The following is a 21,340-nucleotide window of genomic DNA, read 5'->3' as shown; positions in this document are numbered from 1 at the left end:
TGTAATGAAATTTAACATCAAACTTCTCCTACTCATTGCAGTGGTTACGGGAACAACCGTATCCTGCAAGAAATACCTGGATGTAACACCAGATAATGTGGCCACTATCGATTATGCTTTTAGAAACAGAAATGAGGCCGAAAACTATCTTTTTACCTGTTACTCTACCATACAGAACATGGGCCCCTCAAATACCGATGCGGCTTTTACCTCCTCAGGCGAAATTTATTTCCCCAATACTTTAACCGAAGCCACATTGGGTAGCAGAGATGCTGAGCAAGGTTTCCACCTGATTAGAGGGGTGCAAAGTACTGATAATCCATCTTTAAATTACTGGGATGGTGAGCAACTTGGGCAGCCGATTTTTAAAGCCATTAGGAGGTGTAATATATTTCTGGAGAATATTAACCGACCAAAAGACCTGCCTCAATTTGAACGCAACCGCTGGATTGCTGAGGTAAAGTTTTTAAAAGCTTATTATCACTTTTACCTGTTGAGGATGTATGGCCCGGTTCCTTTAATTAAAGAGAATTTGCCTATTGATGCCGGTACTGAAGATGTAAGAATAAAACGTGCACCTGTTGATGAAGCTTTTGCCTATATCGTATCATTATTGGATGAGGCCACACCCGATCTTCCACGCACCATTCAGGATCCTGCAAGGAGTTTAGGCCGCATTACGCAAAACATTGCTTTATCAGTTAAGGCAGAAGTGCTTACCACGCAGGCAAGTCCGTTTTTTAACGGCAACCCCGATTATACTGGTTTTAAGGATAAAGATGGGGTTAACCTGTTTCCGGCTGCTTATAGTGCCGAAAAATGGAACAAAGCCATGCTTGCCTGCCAGGGGGCAGTAAAATCATGCGAAGAAAGCAATCTTTCACTTTACCGTTTTACTTCTCCAGGCAATCTTCCAACTATACCAGCGCCTTTAAAAACGGTTATGGATATCAGGCAGAGCATTACCGAAAACTGGGAGAAAAATCCGGAAGTAATTTGGGCCCTTAACACCGAATTCGAACTCCAATCTATGGCTATGCCTAGGCTTACCAATGCCATGGTACAAAATATGGGTGGTGCACCAGGCAATTTTGCCGTACCTATCGGGATGGCCGAACTGTTTTATTCTAAAAATGGAGTGCCGATGGCAGAAGATGCAAGTTACGATTACCGGGGCCGTTATGCTGTTGCTGCGGCACCTGACGAAAGCAAATATTATTTAAAAAGTGGCTATCAAACCATTAAAATGCACATGGGTAGGGAACCCCGTTTTTATGCGGATTTATCTTTTGATGGAAGCTGTTTTTTTGGGAACGGACAAACAGATCCTGAAAATATGCTGTATGTGCAGGCCCGCGGTGGAACTTCATTGGCTGGGCCGAAAGATAATATCAGGGTAAACGTATCAGGCTACTGGCCAAGTAAACTCGTTAATTACCAGTCGGTTTTTAATACTGAGGTAACCCAGGCAAGCTTTAGGGTGCCATTAATCAGGTTGGCCGGCCTTTACCTGCTTTACGCAGAAACACTTAATGAAGTAAATGGCCCTACGGCCGATGTGTATACTTATATCGATAAAGTACGTACACGTGCAGGTTTAAAAGGTGTTAAAGAATCCTGGGCGCAGTATTCGGTTAATCCGGGCAAAGCATCAAGTAAAGATGGTTTGCGTTCAATTATCCAGCAGGAACGGCGCATTGAACTGTGTTTCGAAGGTAGAATTGGGTGGGATTTACGCCGTTGGAAAGTGATGCAGGAGGTATTAAGCAAACCGCTTCAGGGCTGGAATATTCAGGATACCACACCAGAAGGTTATTACCGCCAGCGCAATCTTGTAATCCCGGTATTTGGTTTAAAAGATTATTTATGGCCGCTTAAGTACAACGACCTGATTGTTAATCCGAACCTGGTTCAAAATCCTTATTGGTAAATTTTAAACATACGATGATGAAAATTAGCTCAAAAATATATAACCGGCTTAGCAGCTTGCAATTTCTTGCGCTGTTACTGGTAGCCTTCTCGCTTAATTCCTGTAAGGAAAGTGAAGGTTTTAATGATGTAGTATCAAATGATATGACAAAACCCGGTGCACTTACCGGAGTAAAAGTAGATAACCTGGCCGGTGCCGCAGTAATTTCTTATAAACTACCCAATTCTGAAAACCTGCTTTATGTACAGGCAGAATACCGGATCAATGCGCGAACGGTGAGGCAAAGCAAATCTTCCTACTATAGCGACACAATTAAGGTAGAAGGTTTTGAAAAAAGCGGCGATTATGATGTTACACTTTACGCAGTATCGCGTGCAAATGTGAAAAGTGATCCAATTCAGGTGCGCGTACATCCTGCAACACCATCTTACCTGTCGGTTTACCCAACCGTTCAGCCTCCAGGCCGATTTTGGCGGTGTAAATGTAACAGCCAGTAATCCTGCTAAAAAAGCAATTGGTGTTATTGTGATCTCCAACGATAAAACAACGGGAAAAATGCTGCCGATTGAGCAGTTTTATACAGAAGCCGAAAGTATTAATTTTAGTGTAAGGGGATTTGATACCTTAAAACGCGATTTTGGCGTATACGTAACCGATAGGTGGGGAAATATATCCGATACCTTATATAAATCCATCAGCCCGATATTTGAAATTATGGTGCCAAAAGCTCAGTTTAGCGAATATAGGTTACCATCAGATTCTCCACTTGGCGCAACTGGCCTGGGTTGGAATACAACGAGGCTGTGGGACAATAATACCACCGACCCGGGGTGGCATACTGAAGCTGGTTATGGAAAACCATTACAACTCTGTACTTTCGATATGGGCGTGCTCACCAAGCTTAGCCGCTATAAATTGTGGGAAAGGGGTGAAGCCTATGGAAACGATTACTCCTATAACCATGGTAACCCTAAAGGGTGGACACTCTGGGGATCGGCCAAAACCGCACCGGCAGATATCGATTTACCTGTAACATCAGCAAAAGGTACTGTAGTTGGCGATTGGATTAATCTTGGCAATTTTACCTGTCCGCCTCCGCCATCAGGCAATGCGCCCGGGCAAACCACACCCCTTGATCTTGCAGCTGTAAAAGCTGGCTTTGAGTTTAATATCGCTTTGGATATACCGAAAGTGAGGTTTATCAGGCTGGCCGTTAACACTACGTGGGGCAATGCAGATTTTGCACACGTAATGGAATTATCTTTTTGGGGAAACACCAATTAAAAATTAATGAAGATGACAACTAAACATATAAATGGCATTTTAATGGTTTTTATGGCCATTGCAGTGCTTTGTGGCTGTAGTAAAGATGCGCTCGACTACAGAAAATACCTCGATGGAAAAGAAAGAATCTATCCTGGCTTTGCGGGTAAGGTTGGTGCAGCACCAGGAAATTACAGGGTTAAACTCAATTGGAAAGCAAGTCCTGATCCGAGTGTTACCCATTACAGAATTTTTTGGAACAACTTTGCTGATTCTTTGGAAATGAAAGCACCAGATCGGAACATTACTGATGTATCGGTAATTATTCTTAAACTGGTTGAGTATAACTATTCTTTCACCATTTATTCTTACGATAAAGCGGGCAATAAATCGGTGCCTGTTCAAATCAGTAACATAAAAATTTATGGCGATAGTTACAAAGCCAGTTTAACCAACAGGTTTCTGGTTTCAGCAGATCCTTATCAGCTGGATGATACAGGCATTACGCTTCACTTTGAAAAGCCCGATACCATTAACATTGCAACAGAAATAAAATACACTTACAAAGATGGAACAATCCATAAAAGCTCGTTAAGGCCGGATGAAAATTCGATCAGGCTGGCCGACTACAAAACCGGAACAAAAATTTATTTTAAATCAGCATATATCCCTGTTAAATCGGCAATTGATACCTTTTATACAGCAGATTATGATTCTTTGAGCAACATCTTAATAACCTGTGGATAAATCGCTCTTCCGCCCGTTAAAACTCGCCAATGATGTTGGCACTTATTCGGATGAAACCACATTATCTCAACTGTGGAATGGAAATAAAACACCAACAGATTATCCGGATATTTTCCATAGTGACGATCAAACTCCGCTTCCACATCACTTTACCTTTGATATGGGTAAACAGATAAACAACCTCGCACAGTTCGAAATTATCGGGCGCAACGGCTACAATAACCCCACTAAATTTGAGATCTGGGGAATTGCAAATCTTACAGGAGCAGTAAACGCAGTCGCCAGGTAATTCGCCAGGCTGGACCGCAGAATCTAAAGGAAGAGGGTGGACTTTGCTTAAAACTGTAGAACGTTCAGATGATGGATCGGCACCATTTAAAGTAAGCCTCCCCGATGGTTTGCCTGCAATACGGTATATCCGGATCAGAGTGATTCAGGTAGCCAGTGGCGATGCCTATTACAGCAACATCAGTGAAGTTACTTTCTGGAATAAATAGGTTTGCTCTGGTAAAATGGAAGAATAATGTAAATGATGAATAAGAATAAAACAATAATTTATGTGCTTGTCCCAATTTTATTATTGGGACTGGTTTCAAGGTCTGAAGCGCAGATTAAGGATCAATTTAATAAAGCCACAAGTACTCCCGATTCTGTTTGGAAAGAACATTGGTTTGAACACCATGAAGAGCTTAAACTGGTAGCAAGCAATGCTGATGTGGCTGTTTTTTACGATAAAAATATGCCGATAAACATTAAATGGCCTGTTTCGGTAATGGCCGATTGTTGGGCATATGTTAAGCATAATTATGGAAATTTTGGACCTGATCCGAAACTGTATGTGATTTTGCACCGCGCAATGGGTAAAGATTATGGTGGTGGCCACCCATCACCATTTTTTGATGCCAGTCATGATTATCGTAACGTTATCGATTGTGGTTTGGGGCAATGGGATAATCCAGGCGGAGAGCAGATTGGCATGCCGATACATGAGATGGGTCATATTGTAACCAGTGCCAGTCATGGCACCAAAGGATCGCCTTCTGATGTACTCTGGGGAGATAGTAAGTTTATGGAGATTTTTAATTATGATGTACTTAAAAATATAGGAATGGCCGATGAAGCCAATAGGGTGTTTACGCAGATGCAAAGCCAGTACGACGACTTTCCGAGGCCGGGTACGCAGTGGTTTAAAAACTGGTTCTTTCCTATTTATAGCAAGTATGGTGAAGGAAAAGTATTGAACAGGTATTTCGAAGTGCTGGCTTTAAATTTCCCTAAAAATAAAAACGGACGTTTTATCAGGGATTTAAATTTTGGAGAGTTTATTCATTTCTGGAGCGGTGCAGCTGGAATTAACCTACAATTGGTTGCAGAAAAAGCTTTTGGCTGGCCGATTGAGTACGATCTTCAGTTTAAACAGGCGCAAAAAGATTTTCCTAAAGTACATTATAAAACTGAAGGCAATACCAGGTAGGAAGGTGCTTAGCTAACAAAATGTTCACATAAATGGGGTACTTGTATCAAGTATCGGCATAAACCATTTATGGATAAGATACCCGGTGTGGACCGGTCATAATAAGCTTAGGTGAGGTTTATGCTCATTAAAAGCTAATTTAAATTTGGTAAAAACATAGGTTGTGGTGGATACCCAACCTATGTTTTATTTTTAACACAATTTTTTTTCAAATCTGTCATCCTGAGCCAGCCGAAGAACCTTTTTGAATATTATAAAGGCATTTCTACAAACTTAATTGCACAAATTCCAAAAACGGTCGTCTTTCCCGCGCAGGGGGGAATTTTAATACAACCTACCAAAGCATTATGATTCCCAATCGAGTTGGGAATGACGCAAGATTTTTAGCGATTTTTCACCTTAATTAATGATAAATTGCGATAAATCATCATTTCGAATGAAGCGTAATCTGTCATTCTGAGCCTGCCGAAGGACCTTTTTAACCAATTTACAAGGCATTTCGACAAGCTCAATATGACAGTTTTGTTTAAAAAAACTTACGATTTAATAAACGCTAAAAGATCTTTATTAATCGTTTCTGCTTCCGTAGTTGGCATACCGTGAGGGAAACCCGGATAAGAAATCAATTTTCCGTTTGTTAAAAGCTTCGCTGCTCTTGGTGCCTGGTTAAAAGGAACAATCTGATCGTCTTCACCATGTAAAACCAATACCGGAATTTCTACACTTTTTAAATCTTCAGTAAAATCAGATTCTGAAAATGCTTTAATACCTTCATAATGTGCCAATACAGAACCCATCATGCCCTGGCGCCACCAGTTGTGTTTAATACCTTCCTGAACTGTTTTACCTTCGCGGTTCCAGCCATAAAATGCCACAGGAAAATCGTAGAAATATTGTGCTCTTGTAAAACCGGTACCTTGACGGATTTCATCAAATATCGACATTGGCACGCCTTCCGGATTGTTTTCGTTTTGAATCATTATTGGTGTTACTGCACTAATTAATACCGCTTTTGCAACGCGGCCTTTGCCATGTTTTGCCACATAACGGATAACTTCACCACCACCGGTTGAGTGACCAATGTGTATGGCATCTTTTAAATCGAGTGCTGCTGTAAGCTCTGCAATATCGGCAACATAAGTGTCCATATCGTTGCCATTTGCACTTTGTCCAGAACGGCCATGTCCACGGCGATCGTGTGCAATTACACGGTACCCTTGTTTAAGGAAAAACATCATTTGTGTATCCCAGTCATCTCCCGATAATGGCCATCCATGATGAAATACGATTGGCTGTCCTGTACCCCAATCTTTGTAATAAATTTCAGTTCCGTCTTTTACTTTAATAGTACTCATAGCTTTTTTAGATTAAATTTTAATTATTTAAAGCAGCTTCGCTAATCACCGCATCTGGATCACCGCTTAGCCTCGATATTTTACAAATCCATTTATTCAAATTATGGGCCATTGCTTTAAATGTTTGAAATATAGGGGTTTACGATTGGGATGTGGATTATTCTATTGGCTTTATTTCGTTAATTTACGGTAATGATTTAGTAAAATGAAATTACCTGCTTTATGTATTTCTACTGAGGTGTTGCATTGTTTAATCTGCCTTCCATTATTTAGTAATAATTAATTTTTTACTCCATTAAAAATTGTGTTGATGGCTTGCTCGTTTAGGTTTAATAGAATAGCTAAACGGCATATTTTTGTGTAAAATCACGATATATCGTCATTAATTTTTTTGTGTTTTAATAAATCCGGCAGTCAAATAACTGATTGTTTGTTGATTATATTTGTGGTTTATTCTTTGAAGAGAAAAAGCCATGCATTACACCCTTTTACAGTTTCTTATTTTGCTTTCTGCTGCTTTCCTGTTGATTATGCTGGCACAAAAGGTAAAAATTTCTTATCCTATCTTTTTGGTAATTGCGGGCCTGGGAATTAGCTATATTCCGGGTATCCCGCCAATGTCTATCGATCCGGAAATGATATTCCTGATTTTTCTTCCTCCATTGCTTTATGAGGCAGCCTGGTACACCTCATGGAATGATTTCTGGCGTTGGCGCCGGCCAATCAGTTTGCTTGCTTTCGGCCTGGTTATCATCACGTCAGTAGCAGTGGCATTTTTAACCTCATCCATGATTCCGGGTTTTACCCTTGCTATGGGCTTTTTACTTGGCGGCATGGTTTCTCCCGCCTGATGCCATTGCAGCAACCTCGGTTTTAAAAAATATAAAAATTCCAAAGCGAATTACCACTATTTTAGAGGGTGAAAGCCTGGTTAATGATGCATCCAGTTTAATTGTACTCCGTTTTGCACTGGCAGCCGTAATAACCGGGCAGTTTTCTTTTTCAAATGCAGCAGGCGATTTTTTCTTAAGCACTGTGATGGGCATTGTAATCGGTTTGGCGGTAGCACATGTACTGTATCTGATTCATCGTTTTTTACCTACTACACCGAGTATAGATGCCGCAATTACGTTAATTTCTCCTTATTTCATGTATCTGGCTGCCGAGCAGTTTCTCATTTTTCGGGGGTAATGGCTGTAGTTAGTGGAGGTTTGTTTTTATCATACCGTTCGCACGAGATTTTTGTAGATGGCCAGAGCCGTTTACAGGCCATTAATGTATGGGCAACATTAACGGTGATCCTTAATGCGCTTGTATTTATATTAATCGGGTTAGCGTTACCCATCATTATGGCTGGTTTAGAGGGGTATTCCCTTTGGGAAGCTTCTGCTTATGGTTTGGTTATCAGTGCCCTGGTAATTGTGCTGCGTATTGCGTGGATTTACCCTGTTGCGTTTATTCCAAGGTGGTTATCGGCAAAGGTAAGAAAGAGTGAAGCCCATCCGGGTTGGAAAGGACCGTTAATTATCGGCTGGGCTGGTATGCGGGGTGTAGTTTCTTTGGCGGCGGCACTCTCATTGCCCATTACCACTGCGGCAAACATTAATTTTCCGCATCGAAACTTAATTATCTTCATCACTTTTGTAGTTATTTTGGTAACCCTGGTTTTTCAGGGCCTTACGTTGCCTTATATCATCAAGGCAATTAATATTTATGAAATTGATCCATTGGTGCCTGATGAACAGCAAGAAGCCAGCATTAAACAACGCTTGTTAAGCGTATCATTAAAAAGGCTGAAAGAAAATTACGCCGTTGAAATTGAAGGGAATGGCTTGATAAATGGTTTAAAAAATGAGTTGGAAAACAGTTTAAACCACGCAGCCAGGCGGTTAGAATCGATGGAGTGCGAAGCCATAGAAAGTGCAGAGATGGAAATTTACAACCATATTTTAAAAGATATCTATCATATTCAAAGACAGGAACTGCATAAAATACGGAAAGAAAAACAGTTTAGTGATGAAGTAATCAGGAAGCAAGAAATGCAGATTGACTTATCGGATACGAAAGTTCCACACCAAAAATTGGGTTAATTTAATTAAAGCAAAGTATTTGTTTAATTGTTAATTAAAGCAGGAAAATCGAGACTGATTTTAACGCCAGCATCGGAGGTTATACTCACTTCACCGCCCAGCTGACCGCCTAAACCTTTAATCAGTGTAATGCCCAAACTCGAGGCATTTTCATCTTCATGGTAGTTTGCCAAACCAATTCCATTATCTTCTATGCTGAAATGGTAATGGCCGTTGTTTAAATCGGATAGCGAAATTAAAACCTTTCCTTCGGCATTATTTGGAAAGGCATATTTAATAATGTTTGTTATGGCCTCATTAATAATCAGCCCCAGTGGCATGGCCTGTATGATATCCAATTCAATTTCCGGCACGTCGAATTCGAATTTTATTTTTTGATTTACATGAAAGGTATCGCATAAAAACTTCATTAAATCCACAATGTAGCTGTGTATGTTGATTGAGGCCACATGATCAGACTGGAAAAGTTTTTGATGGATAAGTGAAATGGATTGAATCCTGTTCTGGCTATCTTTAATTGCTGCCAAAGCTGCGTCGTTTTGCAGGTAGTTGCTTTGTGCGTTCAGTAAACTGGTAATTACCTGTAAGTTATTTTTTATCCGATGGTGAATTTCTTTAATCAACCATTCTTTTTCCAGTAATAATTTGGCTTGCTTATCAATCAGGTGTTGTAACGATTCATTTTTAAATTCAATTTCATGCTGATGCGATACCAGTAAACGGTTAGCTTTCTGCCGGTTACTAAAGCCGTATAACGAAAGCGCCACAATTACCAAAAGTGCTAAAAGGCCAATAACGGTTACCTTGGTTAACCATTCTGCCCTTTGTAATTTATTGTGTTGTAAAGTACTTTCTTTACGTAAAAGCTCATTGTCTTGCTCTTTTTGGTTGGCTTTGTATTGAATGAGCAACTCCTGCATATCGCGGCTGCTCCTTTGCCTTAAGTAACGAATCGTTTATCTGTTTATAACTTTTATAATGCTCAATGGCTGCTTTGAGGTTATTTTGGGCAGAATCGGCCTGGTATAAATTATAATAAATATTTCTGATACTCGATAATGGGGTAACACCTTTGGGCAATGCCAGTACCTTTTCGTAATAATACTTTGATTTTGCAAAGTTGTTTCGTGAGGCGTAAAATTGGGCTATGGTATAAAAGCTTTCGGCTGAATGAAAAAGATTGGATTGCATTTTCGATTCCCAATCGATCATTTGCAGGTAGTATTTTTCGGCAATATCATACCGTTTTAAGCTTTGGTATACATTGCCTTTTACGGTAGCCAGTATTACTTTTGCAAGTGGTGTTTTGCTGTCGGCCTCGTAAATTTTAGTGAGCGATAACACTTCACGATAGTGCCCTTCTCTAATCAAGCCATCGGCCAGCATTTTTAAACTGGTAAGCCTGGCTTCGGCACTCTGAAACTGCATGGCCTCAAGCGATTGCTGGTAAGCTTTAACACTTTCTGGTGTATTGCCCAATTCGGCATAGGCACTGCCCAGGTTGTTTAAAAAATAACCTTTAGCTGCATCGCTTCCTGTAAGTTGCATGTACCTGATGGCCAGGAGCGAATTGGATAACGACTCTTTTAATTTACCCTGCAGCCTGTACACAACCGAAAGTAGATCGTAAGTAAACTGCAGGTTTTTGTAGCGTAAATTTTTATATTGAGCAAGTACGGATAATAAGCCTTTTTCTGCACTCTGTAAATCGCCCATATTTAACTGAACATCTGCAATGGCTTTTTGCATACCTATATATTCCTGTACATTGCCACTCTGTTGGTACAACCTAGCGGCAGCTTGATAATAAGCTAATTTTTGCTGCGAAAAGGGCAGGTGATCTCCCCATCTGGAACTTGCGGCTGCTGCGGTTTCATCATCGCCCGCTTTTTTACATTTGTCGATTAATGTTGTAAAAGCAATCTGAGCACGTAAATTTTCGCCCCGTTCCCGGTACACATCACAAATATAAAACTCTGCTAAATGCTCAAGTTTAGGTAAGGTGAGGGTTTTTGAGCGCTGTAATGCCTGGTTAAGGAAAAGCATAGCACTGTCCAGGTCACTTTTTTCTTCTTTGGCTTTATAGAGGTAATAAGACCCTGTTTCAATTAAAAACTCAATTTTTGTGTCTTGCCGCTGCGGCTTTAGTTGAGTTAAAATAAAACCAACATCGTTAAGTTTTAACTTTGCTTTTATCAGGCTTAACTGGCTTTGGCCGTATAATTTACCTGTAAGCTGAGCTGAACTTTCTTTTTGTGCAATATTTGCGAAATAGATGGCACTGTCGATATTTTTTTTACTGAAAATTTTATTGTTTGCGTAAAAATTGCTGATGCGGTTGTTGTAAGCAATCCGTTCTTCTGCTGTTTTGCTGTTTTTTAGTAATTGATGAAGTTCTGGTAAAGAATATTTCAGCTCAGTTTGCGCAAACAGCTTTTGGAGCGGCAAACTAAGTAAAAATAATATCGGAAATATTTTCAGATACTTCAACATAATTCTCTTTTATTCCACATCAATTACCTGTGTAGATGTCTGAAATTAAAATATATACATTCAGCCTTAAACTGTTATTTAACATATTCGAATTTTATTCCCAATTTTTTAATTTTTGAATTTAAGGTTGTTGAGGGAATGTTAAGAATTTCTGCAGCACCACCCGGACCAAATATTTTGCCTTTACACATTTTTAAAATGCTCATAATGTGTTCCCTTTCCATCTCTTCCATGGTTTTAACTTTAAAATGGTCTCCTTCGGCAAAGTTAGTGGCAGCAGTAATATTAGGAAGTTCAACTTTGGTTATTGTATCTCCTTCTGTGAGGCAGCATGGTTCTTTCAATGAGGTGTTCCAGTTCCCTGATATTTCCCGGCCAGTCGTAATCCTGCAGTTCATTCAGCGCATCAGCAGCTATCGCAGTAACCGATGAAGATCCTTTTTTGCCATATTTATCAATAAAATAAGCAACTAAAGCAGGTATATCCTCTTTTCTATCACGTAAAGAAGGTAATTCAATCGGAAAAACATTCAATCTATAATATAAATCCAGGCGGAAACGGCCTTCTGCAACTTCTTTCTCCAGGTTTCTGTTGGTGGCCGTAATAATCCTGACGTTTATTTTCTTGGTGTAATTTCCGCCCAAACGTTCAATTTCTTTTTCTTGCAGTACCCTTAAAAGTTTTACCTGTGCTTCTAAAGGAAGTTCTCCAATCTCATCAAGAAAAATCGAACCTCCGTCGGCCTGTTCAAATTTACCGATACGTTTATCGTTAGCACCTGTAAATGAACCTTTTTCATGTCCAAAAAGTTCCGATTCTATTAATGTTAAAGGCAATGCCGCACAGTTTACGGTAACCAGTGGTTTGTTTTTCCGCGGAGATAATTTATGAATGGTTTGTGCTATTTTTTCTTTTCCTGTACCACTTTCGCCCAAAATAAGCACCGAAGTGTCATCAGGTGCCACCAGCTCCAGCTTTTTAAAAGCGGCATGCAGTAAACTGCTGTTCCCGATAATGCCATTAAAATCTTTAGGCTTTTCTATTGCCTGCTCCTTTTTAATAATGTTTTTTTCAACTGCTGGTGCGGTTATCACAGGAGCTTCTGCAACACTATCCTTACTTAAAATGATTTTATCTAAAACGAGCTCAAGGCTTTTTTTGAACTGATTAATTATGCCCGAATGCACTTTGGTATAAATATCTGAAAGTTTATTAAAGAAAACGAACTGAAACACTTCGCCATCCCTTTCAATTTCGGTAATTAAGGCCGATTCAAGATTGTAATGATTAGAAAGTGCCTGGATGTACAAACTTTCCATTCTCAATTTTCGAAAATCGTAACCGTTAAAAATCGATTTTCCATTATAAATAATCGCATTGCTGTTCCATGCCTTAAAATCCCGACCAGAAATACCGGTTTCTTTTAATAAGGCATCGGTATTCAGGATGTTGAATTTACCCTCCGCGCTGCGGCTGATGTATACATCTTTCGTTGTGGTACGCGGTGTTGATCGGGTAATCCACAAAAAATCAAAAGGTACCACAGGGTGCAAAACGGTGCTGATTTGTTTCAGCCTTTCTGAGCCAGATTCTTGCTTTTCGGCAATATGTTCGATTTGGTTTTGTAGCGATGGCTCTGCATGGTGATTGTATTTCTGGTTTTGTTCATGCCTGTAGCGGGCAATGTCCAGCATCACCATCAAGTCTTTCTCGCGGAACGGTTTAACCAGAAAGCCATAGGGCAGGGTTGCTTTTGCGGCTTCCAAAATCCCCTGGTTGGTGTTTGCAGAGATATAAATAAAAGGAATGCCCATTTTGGTAAGTTCACCAGCTAAATCGATTCCTGTTTTATCACCCTGCAAAAAAATATCAAGCAAAATCCAGTCGGGTTCTTTTGTTGCGATTAATTCAAGAGCCTTTACTACCGATGGTGCAATCCCACACACTTTATAACCAGCTTTTTCGAGCATAATCCGCAGATCGTTGGCTACAATAAATTCATCTTCTACAATTAAGATCTTCTGTTTCATGTTCAATTTCAGCGAGCGTAAGAATAAACCCACAATTAAGGTTTGTGGAGGTTAACATGGTCTCATCAAATCAAGAAAAATACCATATACTAAGCTTTTGTTTATCAGCACTTTATTTGCTTTACTATATTTTAGAATTGATGATATATCGTCGATTTACTAAATATCATGAGCGTTGAATATTGAGTTTTTTTATTTTTGAATTTAATGTGGTTGCCGGGATGCCCAATAGTTCGGCTGCGCCACCGCTGCCGGCAACCTTGCCTTTACAGAGTTCTAATACCCTGATAATGTGATCTCTTTCGTTTTCGCTGATTGATTTTATTCCACTTTGCGAAGTAACATCATCATTTTTAATTCCGGGTTCGAGCACAGATGGATCGAGTTTGCCGTTTGAAGAGAGGAGGATGCTCCGAAGCATAACATGTTCCAGCTCACGGATGTTACCCGGCCAATCATATAGCATAAGTTTATCCATAAAATCGAGCGTTATTTGCGGCACACTTTTTCCAATGGCTTTAGCGTGTTTCTGCGCAAAAAAATCGGCCAATACCGGAATGTCTGTTTTACGCTGCCGGAGTGGAGGAGCCTGTATCGGAAAAACATTGAGTCGGTAGAAAAGGTCAAGTCTGAACCTCCCTTTGGCAATCTCTTTTTCTAAATTGAGGTTGGTGGCTGCAATTATCCGTAAATCAACCGCAATGGGAGCTTTACCACCAATGCGCTCAATTTCCTTTTCTTGCAATGCCCTAAGCAGTTTTGCCTGAAGATCGAACGGCATTTCACCAATTTCATCTAAAAAGATGGTGCCGCCATTGGCCTCTTCAAATTTCCCTATTCTGGTATCAATTGCACCTGTAAAAGCTCCTTTTTCGTGCCCAAATAAAATAGATTCAATTAAATCGCCTGGTAATGCAGCACAATTTACCGCCACCATGGGTTTTGTATTTCTGTGTGATAAGCGGTGCAGGCTTTTTGCAATTTCTTCTTTTCCTGTTCCGCTTTCTCCGGTAATTAATACCGATGTATCCGTTGGAGCAACGATTTTTATCTTATCTAAAACGCTCAATAAGGCCGTGCTTTTGCCAATAATGTTTTCGAAATCTTTTTTTGCCAGTGGGTTATGATCGCTTTCTTTATGTGAAACAGGTTCTATTCCGGCTTTTTCAAGTTCGATGATATGTACCAGTTTTTTTGCCAGTGTGCCTGATAAGAAATTAAGCATTTCCATATGTGCCTGATGGTAAATGTTTTCTGTTCTGCTGTAAAATGAGAAACTGATCTGATCGCCATTTTCGAGGTGAAATGTTTTTACCAGATTGGAATGAAGGTGATAGGTGGTGGCAATTAAATTTTTCATCGCGGCAGCTTTTTTTACCGCTTCAAAATCATCGCCGATATAAATGGCATCGGCTGTGGTTTGTGGCACCAGCTGGTTAATTTTGTTGTATTCGGCCCTGCTTAAACCCGTGTAGGTTAAAAATTCGTTTACAGTAAATAAATCATATAAATCGAAATTTTTTCTGGTAATTCCAATTTCGCTGTACCGCTTTTTATCTTTTCCAATGCCCGAAAGTGCGATAAAATCAAATGGAATATAGGGCTGAAAAGCGCGTGCAATCGACAAAATTTTCTTTTGCCAGGTTAACGATTTTAAGGAAATATCAACAATAAAATCGCGCATAAAAAGCTCGCTGCTCATTTTCATGTTGTTGTTGTTTTCCTTTCGGTACCTGGCAATATCTATGCTCATTAAAACGTCACGATCCCGATAGGGTTTAACAATAAACCCATAAGGTGCGGTAGATTTTGCCGCCTCCAATACTTTTTCGTTCGAGTTTGCCGAAATATAAATGAAAGGAATCTGGCTTTTCATCAGCTGCTGTGCCAAATCAATTCCGGTAAGCCTGCCTTTTAGGTAAATATCCAAAAGAACAAGATCTACCGATTGTTTTTCGAGTATGGCCTGTGCACTTTTTACTGAATCGGCAATGCCTGCAACGGTATATCCGGCACGTTCTAAAATCATTTGCAGATCGTGGGCTACAATAAACTCATCTTCAACAATTAGAATTTTTTCAGTCTTCATCTTCATTTAATCATTCGATAATAATAAGTCTTCCGGTGTGTTTGCAAAAATCAGGCTTACCAATACACCGTTATTATCTTCCATGTTAAAAATACCATCAATTTGCGCACTTAGGCCTTTCATTAAGGTAAGGCCCAGCGTACGGCTTTGTTCATAGTCAAAATCAGGTGCTAAACCAATTCCATTATCTTTTATTGATAATTTATATTGTGTTTCCTGGTACTTTTTTAAACTAACCGAAATCTGTCCGCCAGTTGTGTTTGGAAATGCATATTTAAAAATATTGGTAATGGCCTCGTTAATAATCAAACCCATCGGTACTGCTTTTGTAATATCCAGTTCGAGGTTTAAAATATCCAATTCAAAATTTAACCTTTTATCATCCGAAAGGCTTTCTTTTAAATACTCAACCAATTCCATAATATACGGCTGAATATTGATCGTGGAGACATTATCTGTTTGATAAAGCTTTTGATGAATTAATGCGATGCTTTTAAGCCGGTGCTGGCTCTCTTTTATGGCTTCAATTGCCGAAACATCTTCAAGGTAATAGCTCTGGCTGTTTAACAAGACTCATGGTAAGCTGAAGGTTGTTTTTAACCCGGTGGTGCACTTCCTTAATTAAGCTTTCTTTTTCTTCAATCAGTTTGTTTTTTGTTGCACATTAACTTCAAGTGCTGCATAGGCGAGGTCTATATCTGCTTTTTTCTTCACCAATGTATCATGAAGTTTCTTTTTCAACCTAAACCTGCCATAAATGAGGAGGATTAAAACGGTTAAAAAGGCGAGACCAACAACTGTAGCATTTTTTATCAGTTGAATGCGGTTAAGCTCCTGGCTCTGCAATTGTGATTTTTTACGCAGAATTTCATTTTCATTTTCTTTTTGCGAGGCCTGAAACTCTACCTGTAAACGCTCAATGGTATTTAAATTTTCCTGACTAAGCATGGAATCCCTAAGCTTGTGAAAAGTTTGGAGGTGGGTAATTGCTTCTGCCGGATGCTTTGTAGATAAATCAATTTTGTAAAGAATTTCATTTAAACGGATCTGCCTCGGCAACGTCATGCTGATTTGGTTTTCGCGAGCCTTTTCGGCAAATTGTAAGGCAAGTTGGTATTTGTTCTGTGCAAAGTAAAATTCGCTTATGGAGAAGAATACAGAAGTTTGAAAAGTATTGGAGTAGTTTTTTAAGGTGCCATCTACAAGCAGTTGATCGAAGTACTTTTTAGCGAGATCGTATTTTTTTAATGCCGAGTAACATTCGCCAAATGCCAGAAACATAAAATATTCGTGGCCGCTTGAAGGATTATTAACTTCCTTCCAAGTTCTTTCCAGTATGGATAATGCTTTTTTTGCCTGCCCCAGTTTAATCATCTGGCTGGTAATAGAATAGGCGGTAACAAACCGGTAAGGATCATTTTTTTCCTGATTGTTAAGGGTTTTACTGTACCAGGCAATGCTTTCTTTTGTTTTGCCCATGGCTTCGTAAGCAGAACCAACGCGGTTTAAATACGTATCAAGCACATCTTCGTGATTGTTTTGGGCAATTTTTACGCTTAGCAAAGCGCAATTTAGTGCCTTACTTAATTCTCCCTTTCTTTCGTAAACTGCAGAAAGTAAATCATAAGCCATTGGCAAATCGGGCAGTTTAAACTTTCTATCCAGTGCAATAACCTCAAATAGTTCTTTTATCGACAGATCAAACTTTTCTTCCTCTAAATGAAAATCGGCCATAGCCTTTAAAACTGTTGCCTCTCTGTATTTTCTCGTCAAAAGAAGTGCCGATTTCCTTATATAAAGCATGTGCATTGGCGGCACGGTTGTAAAATGATTTGTTTTTGTAATCCGAAACCGTATCCGGCACATTAATATAATAGGTGTACCAGGCGTTCGCCTCAAATTGTTTGTTTTTGATTGCTTTTGCTATAGAAATTGCTTTTTCATAGGCCAAAGCCTGTTGCACCCTAAAATGTTTTTTATTGTAAAACCGGCCGTACATCATCCAACTGCGGTATTCCCAATTTGCGGAAATAATTTTTTCGGATAGATTTAATGCATTTCTCAGGTACAATGAAGCGCTTGCCAAATTTTTAGGATTATTGCCTTTTTGCCTGATATAATGGCTGGCAAGACTTAAAAAGTATTTTACCCTGTTCGTATCGGGTTTAGACTCAGCAAGAAGTGTTTTTAATGTTTCTAAAGAATCTGTATTTGAATTGTTTAACTGGATTCGGGCTGAGGTATTTTTGCTTTTGATGAGGATTAAACTAAAAATTCCGAACATAGCAAAAAGCAGCACAAGTTTATTGATGCTTTTTCTTGCAATCGTATATTTAAGCAGTTTTTTTAAATCAATCATCAATTTTACTTATTCAGAATATGTTCTCTTGTAATTTTAAATTTTTTAATTTTTGAGTTTAGGGTAGTAGCAGGAATATTTAAGATTTCTGCAGCACCACCAACACCGGAGATTTTACCTTTACAGCGTTTTAGTATTGATAAAATATGGTCGCGTTCGTTTTCGTGGATACTCTTGATCTTTTGCTCCTCAGTATTGTTTATGGCTTCATTCCGATCTATTTTGGGTAAATGTATTTCCTTTAACACGTTGCCCGATGTTAACAATATGCTCCGTTCTATCAGGTGCTCAAGCTCCCTCACATTGCCCGGCCAGGGGTAAAGCATTAGTTTGTTTAAGGCACTTTTTGAAATAGAATTTACCTGGCGACCTGTTTTTTTCGAAATGCGCTCAATAAAAAATCCTGCCAGGTTTGGGATATCGTCCAATCGCTCTCTCAGTGGCGGAATAGAAATGGGGAATACATTTAATCTGTAATATAAGTCGCTTCTAAAATTCCCTTTTTCTACTTCTTTTAAAAGGTTTCTGTTGGTTGCAGCAATAATTCTAACATTTGTTTTAATTACGGTTTTACCGCCAATTCTTTCAATTTCCTTTTCCTGCAAGGCCCTTAACAACTTCACCTGGAGATCAAGCGGAAGTTCGCCTATTTCATCCAAAAAAAGTGTTCCGTTATGGGCCAGCTCAAACTTCCCGATCCGCCGCTCTGTTGCGCCTGTAAAACTGCCTTTTTCATGTCCAAAAAGTTCACTTTCAGCCAAACCTGTGGGAATTGCAGCGCAATTAATTTTTACCATCAATTCCTTTTTCCGTAGTGAGGCGTTGTGTAATGCCCTTGCTATCAGTTCCTTTCCGGTTCCGGTTTCTCCAATAATGAGCACTGTGCTATCAGTAGTCGCTACATGATCAATGAGGTGAAAAATTCCTTTTATTTGCTGGCTCTGACCAATAATTTCTGAATGGTTGTATTTGTGTTGAATTTCTTCCTTCAGGTAACTTTTTTCGCCTTCTAATTTCTCTTTGTATGCATTGATTTCTACTAGTTGCCGCTCGATTTTTTCGTTTGCGATAATGTTCGATATTGCGATTGAAATTTGTAACGAAATACCGTGAAGTAAATCAAAATAGATGTTGGATAAAGAATTTATATTTTTAGTGTAGAGGTAAAAGAAACCAATGCATCCCGATCGATCGACCATTTTAAGTCCGATCATTTCTTTAATGCCTTTATTGTGCCAAAATTCCAGCCAGGCAGGTGCATCATCCCAGGTCAAAACATTTTTTACGTTAAAAACGATTGGTTTTTCTGATGAAATCATTGCCCTGCACATGCCATCATCAAGTGTATATTTCTTAGAAGCTTCTGGCGCTACACCTGCTGTTTTAAGGAAATCTTCTTTTTGGTTATAGATAAAAGCACTATGGGATTTCCGGTCTTCATTGATCAAACAGATTACAAAATCATTGAAATCGAAGAGTTTTTTAAGCTTTTGGTCAATCACTTCAAAAAGATCAAGCTTATTGCGAATGGAAGCTATTGAATTGCTTAACGATAACAGCACTGCATTTTCTCTTTCTTTTTGCTCAAGCTTTTTTTTCAGAAGTGCATTTTCATTTTCAAGAGAGGACGCTTCATCAAAACTTACGCCGGCATGTTCTTGATTTTGAACTTCAGATAAATTGCCCTTGCTTTCCATGCTGCTAAAGTAAGGTTTATAATTTTAATTAATGATTACTGGTGTGTTAAATGTGTAACGAAATTTCGTGAGGAAGTTTATTTTGTTTTTGACTTTTAGCAAGTTATGGTTGTTTATTATGATTTATATTTTTTGTATTATTTCGTTATAAGTATTGTTTTCTCGGGCAGATTTCCGAGATTTTATCACCCATATTTCGTCCTGCTCAACTTGTTTCTGTCATTCACAGCGAGTCGTCCTGCTGAACTTGTTTCAGCATCTTATCTACACAAAAAAAGATCCTGAAATAAATTCAGGAAGACGATGTGACGGAAGAAGCTTCTAATTATTCAGCTCCGTGTTCTCTGTGGTAAAAACCAAAATACCAAGTCGTCCTGCTGAACTCGTTTAAGCATCTATCAACACAAATGAACAGATCCTGAAATAAATTCAGGATGACGGTGTGACGGAAGAAAACTCTAATTACCCAGCTTCGTGTTTTCCTTTGTGTTCTCTGTGGTAAAAACCAACAAACCAAGTCGTCCTGCTGAACTTGTTTTAATTACTACACATGTATCGTCCTGCTGAACTCGTTTCAGCATCTATCAACACAAATGAACAGATCCTGAAATAAATTCAGGAAGACGGCGTGAGGGAAGAAGACTCTAATTACCCAGCTTCGTGTTTTCCTTTGTGTTCTCTGTGGTAAAAACCACCACACCAAGTCGTCCTGCTCAACTTATTTCAGTTATTCACAGCGAGTCGTCCTGCTGAACTCGTTTCAGCATCTTATCCACGCAAAAACAAATCCTGAAATAAATTCAGGAAGACGATGTGACGGAAGAAGATTCTAATTACCCAGCTCCGTGTTTTCCTTTGTGTTCTCTGTGGTAAAAACCACCACACCAAGTCGTCCTTCTGAACTTGTTTTAGTCATTCACAGCGAGTCGTCCTGCTGAACTTATTTCATCATCTATCAGTACAAGTGAACAGATCCTGAAATAAATTCAGGAAGACGAAGTAGTGGAACTATTTTCCTCAGCACCCGTGTTGTTAAAAAACTCAAAATTCGTAAATCAACGATATATAGTTAATTGTAAACTAGCTTTTTAATTGTAAATAATTGATATATAATATCTTAACTGATGGTATGTTTCTTGGAAAGAGGATAGAAACAAAAAATATTATAATTATGAAACCATCACCAGACTTATTATCCCCAGAAAACCACGCCTTAGTATTAATTGATTTTGAAGGACAAATGGCTTTTGCAACAAAGAGCATTGCCATTACCGAACTCCGTACCAATGTAGCCATTATTTGCGGTGCATCTAAAATTTTTAATATACCAACCATTGTAACCACCGTTGCTGAAGAATCTTTTTCAGGACCAGTTTTTCCGGAAGTTGAAGAATTTTATCCTCAGGCCACTTCAAATTATATTGATAGAACTTCGATGAATACCTGGGAGGATGAACCTGCTTACAAAGCAATTACCGGAACAGGAAAAAAGAAACTTGTATTGGCTGGTCTTTGGACAGGCGTTTGTATCGTTGGTCCGGCATTATCTGCTTTATCAGAAGGTTTTGATGTTTTCGTAATTACCGATGCCTGTGGCGATGTAAGCAATGAGGCACATGAACGTGCAGTACAGCGAATGGTACATGCAGGGGTAAAACCAGTAACATCGGTTCAATATCTGCTCGAATTGCAGAGAGATTGGGCAAGAACAGAAACCTATGAGCCTGTAACTACATTGATGAAAAAATATGGTGCGGGTTATGGTCTTGGCATTCAGTACGCACACAAAATGTTAAAACATTAATCCTCATT

The 21,340-nt window shown here is 39.2% G+C and carries 22 protein-coding genes; 11 read left to right on the top strand and 11 right to left on the bottom strand.

Translation table 11 applies throughout. From position 1 onward, the window contains the following. Positions 1–4: 4 nt before the first annotated feature. The 7 genes from AC0IWE_RS09095 to AC0IWE_RS09065 are packed head-to-tail and all read left to right on the top strand — an operon-like array spanning position 5 to position 5,414. Positions 5–1,930 (top strand): RagB/SusD family nutrient uptake outer membrane protein, encoded by a 1,926-nt coding sequence (locus AC0IWE_RS09095; protein ID WP_471792817.1) that lies wholly within the window; start codon positions 5–7, stop codon positions 1,928–1,930. 14 nt (positions 1,931–1,944) lie between these two features. Next, positions 1,945–2,427: a DUF4959 domain-containing protein gene (locus tag AC0IWE_RS09090; protein WP_471792816.1), complete on the top strand. Its 483-nt coding sequence runs from the start codon at positions 1,945–1,947 to the stop codon at positions 2,425–2,427. After that, entirely contained in the window at positions 2,318–3,214 is an 897-nt protein-coding gene (locus tag AC0IWE_RS09085; RefSeq protein WP_471792815.1) for a DUF5000 domain-containing lipoprotein, read from the top strand. The genes AC0IWE_RS09090 and AC0IWE_RS09085 overlap by 110 nt, the downstream gene beginning before the upstream one ends. 12 nt (positions 3,215–3,226) lie before the next feature. Continuing rightward, entirely contained in the window at positions 3,227–3,940 is a 714-nt protein-coding gene (locus AC0IWE_RS09080; RefSeq protein WP_471792814.1) for a DUF4998 domain-containing protein, read from the top strand. After that, positions 3,933–4,229, top strand: coding sequence for a DUF5000 domain-containing lipoprotein (locus AC0IWE_RS09075; protein WP_471792813.1), 297 nt, complete (start codon positions 3,933–3,935; stop codon positions 4,227–4,229). Before AC0IWE_RS09080 ends, AC0IWE_RS09075 begins: the two co-directional genes overlap by 8 nt. 43 nt (positions 4,230–4,272) lie before the next feature. Further along, positions 4,273–4,437, top strand: a complete 165-nt coding sequence (locus AC0IWE_RS09070) for a DUF5000 domain-containing lipoprotein (RefSeq protein WP_471792812.1) — start codon at positions 4,273–4,275, stop codon at positions 4,435–4,437. Positions 4,438–4,469: 32 nt separating this feature from the next. Next, positions 4,470–5,414 (top strand): hypothetical protein, encoded by a 945-nt coding sequence (locus AC0IWE_RS09065; protein WP_471792811.1) that lies wholly within the window; start codon positions 4,470–4,472, stop codon positions 5,412–5,414. Between the two features lie 536 nt (positions 5,415–5,950). Here AC0IWE_RS09065 and AC0IWE_RS09060 read toward each other — a convergent pair. Continuing rightward, complete coding sequence (locus tag AC0IWE_RS09060) at positions 5,951–6,769, bottom strand: alpha/beta fold hydrolase (protein WP_471792810.1); 819 nt, start codon at positions 6,767–6,769, stop codon at positions 5,951–5,953. Between the two features lie 473 nt (positions 6,770–7,242). On the opposite strand from AC0IWE_RS09060, the gene AC0IWE_RS09055 reads away from it, so the two are divergent. From AC0IWE_RS09055 to AC0IWE_RS09045, 3 genes are read left to right on the top strand one after another with little or no spacing between them, the layout of a single operon-like run. Further along, positions 7,243–7,620, top strand: a complete 378-nt coding sequence (locus AC0IWE_RS09055) for a cation:proton antiporter domain-containing protein (protein ID WP_471792809.1) — start codon at positions 7,243–7,245, stop codon at positions 7,618–7,620. After that, positions 7,595–7,960: a cation:proton antiporter domain-containing protein gene (locus tag AC0IWE_RS09050; RefSeq protein ID WP_471792808.1), complete on the top strand. Its 366-nt coding sequence runs from the start codon at positions 7,595–7,597 to the stop codon at positions 7,958–7,960. The genes AC0IWE_RS09055 and AC0IWE_RS09050 overlap by 26 nt, the downstream gene beginning before the upstream one ends. Continuing rightward, positions 7,960–8,859, top strand: coding sequence for a cation:proton antiporter (locus AC0IWE_RS09045; RefSeq protein ID WP_471792807.1), 900 nt, complete (start codon positions 7,960–7,962; stop codon positions 8,857–8,859). The genes AC0IWE_RS09050 and AC0IWE_RS09045 overlap by 1 nt, the downstream gene beginning before the upstream one ends. A 23-nt stretch (positions 8,860–8,882) precedes the next feature. On the opposite strand, the gene AC0IWE_RS09040 is transcribed toward AC0IWE_RS09045, so the two are convergent. The 10 genes from AC0IWE_RS09040 to AC0IWE_RS08995 all read right to left on the bottom strand — a co-directional run bounded on the left by AC0IWE_RS09040 (position 8,883) and on the right by AC0IWE_RS08995 (position 19,528). Continuing rightward, positions 8,883–9,779 (bottom strand): sensor histidine kinase, encoded by an 897-nt coding sequence (locus tag AC0IWE_RS09040; protein WP_471792806.1) that lies wholly within the window; start codon positions 9,777–9,779, stop codon positions 8,883–8,885. After that, the gene (locus tag AC0IWE_RS09035) at positions 9,727–11,352 is read right to left on the bottom strand and encodes a tetratricopeptide repeat protein (RefSeq protein ID WP_471792805.1); all 1,626 of its coding nucleotides are present in this window, start codon (positions 11,350–11,352) and stop codon (positions 9,727–9,729) included. Before AC0IWE_RS09035 ends, AC0IWE_RS09040 begins: the two co-directional genes overlap by 53 nt. 74 nt (positions 11,353–11,426) lie before the next feature. Beyond that, a complete protein-coding gene (locus AC0IWE_RS09030; protein WP_471792804.1) occupies positions 11,427–11,696 on the bottom strand; it encodes a hypothetical protein in 270 nt (89 codons plus the stop codon). Continuing rightward, the gene (locus AC0IWE_RS09025) at positions 11,647–13,383 is read right to left on the bottom strand and encodes a sigma 54-interacting transcriptional regulator (protein ID WP_471792803.1); all 1,737 of its coding nucleotides are present in this window, start codon (positions 13,381–13,383) and stop codon (positions 11,647–11,649) included. Before AC0IWE_RS09025 ends, AC0IWE_RS09030 begins: the two co-directional genes overlap by 50 nt. A 166-nt stretch (positions 13,384–13,549) precedes the next feature. Continuing rightward, on the bottom strand, positions 13,550–15,472 hold the full coding sequence (locus AC0IWE_RS09020; protein ID WP_471792802.1) for a sigma 54-interacting transcriptional regulator: 1,923 nt from the start codon (positions 15,470–15,472) through the stop codon (positions 13,550–13,552). 6 nt (positions 15,473–15,478) lie between these two features. Further along, positions 15,479–16,042, bottom strand: a complete 564-nt coding sequence (locus tag AC0IWE_RS09015) for a sensor histidine kinase (RefSeq protein WP_471792801.1) — start codon at positions 16,040–16,042, stop codon at positions 15,479–15,481. Continuing rightward, the gene (locus AC0IWE_RS09010; protein WP_471792837.1) at positions 16,014–16,094 is read right to left on the bottom strand and encodes a histidine kinase dimerization/phosphoacceptor domain -containing protein; all 81 of its coding nucleotides are present in this window, start codon (positions 16,092–16,094) and stop codon (positions 16,014–16,016) included. Before AC0IWE_RS09010 ends, AC0IWE_RS09015 begins: the two co-directional genes overlap by 29 nt. A gap of 20 nt (positions 16,095–16,114) precedes the next feature. After that, a complete protein-coding gene (locus AC0IWE_RS09005) occupies positions 16,115–17,245 on the bottom strand; it encodes a tetratricopeptide repeat protein (RefSeq protein ID WP_471792800.1) in 1,131 nt (376 codons plus the stop codon). Then, complete coding sequence (locus AC0IWE_RS09000) at positions 17,172–17,831, bottom strand: hypothetical protein (RefSeq protein WP_471792799.1); 660 nt, start codon at positions 17,829–17,831, stop codon at positions 17,172–17,174. Before AC0IWE_RS09000 ends, AC0IWE_RS09005 begins: the two co-directional genes overlap by 74 nt. A gap of 5 nt (positions 17,832–17,836) precedes the next feature. After that, positions 17,837–19,528, bottom strand: a complete 1,692-nt coding sequence (locus AC0IWE_RS08995) for a sigma-54 interaction domain-containing protein (protein ID WP_471792798.1) — start codon at positions 19,526–19,528, stop codon at positions 17,837–17,839. Positions 19,529–20,699: 1,171 nt separating this feature from the next. On the opposite strand from AC0IWE_RS08995, the gene AC0IWE_RS08990 reads away from it, so the two are divergent. Next, entirely contained in the window at positions 20,700–21,332 is a 633-nt protein-coding gene (locus tag AC0IWE_RS08990) for a hydrolase (protein ID WP_463495841.1), read from the top strand. The last annotated feature ends 8 nt before the right edge of the window (positions 21,333–21,340 follow it).

Source organism: Pedobacter sp. AC402 (assembly GCF_979252805.1).
Note: the sequence above shows the minus strand (reverse complement) of the source record. Positions and strands in the feature narration are given on the sequence as shown.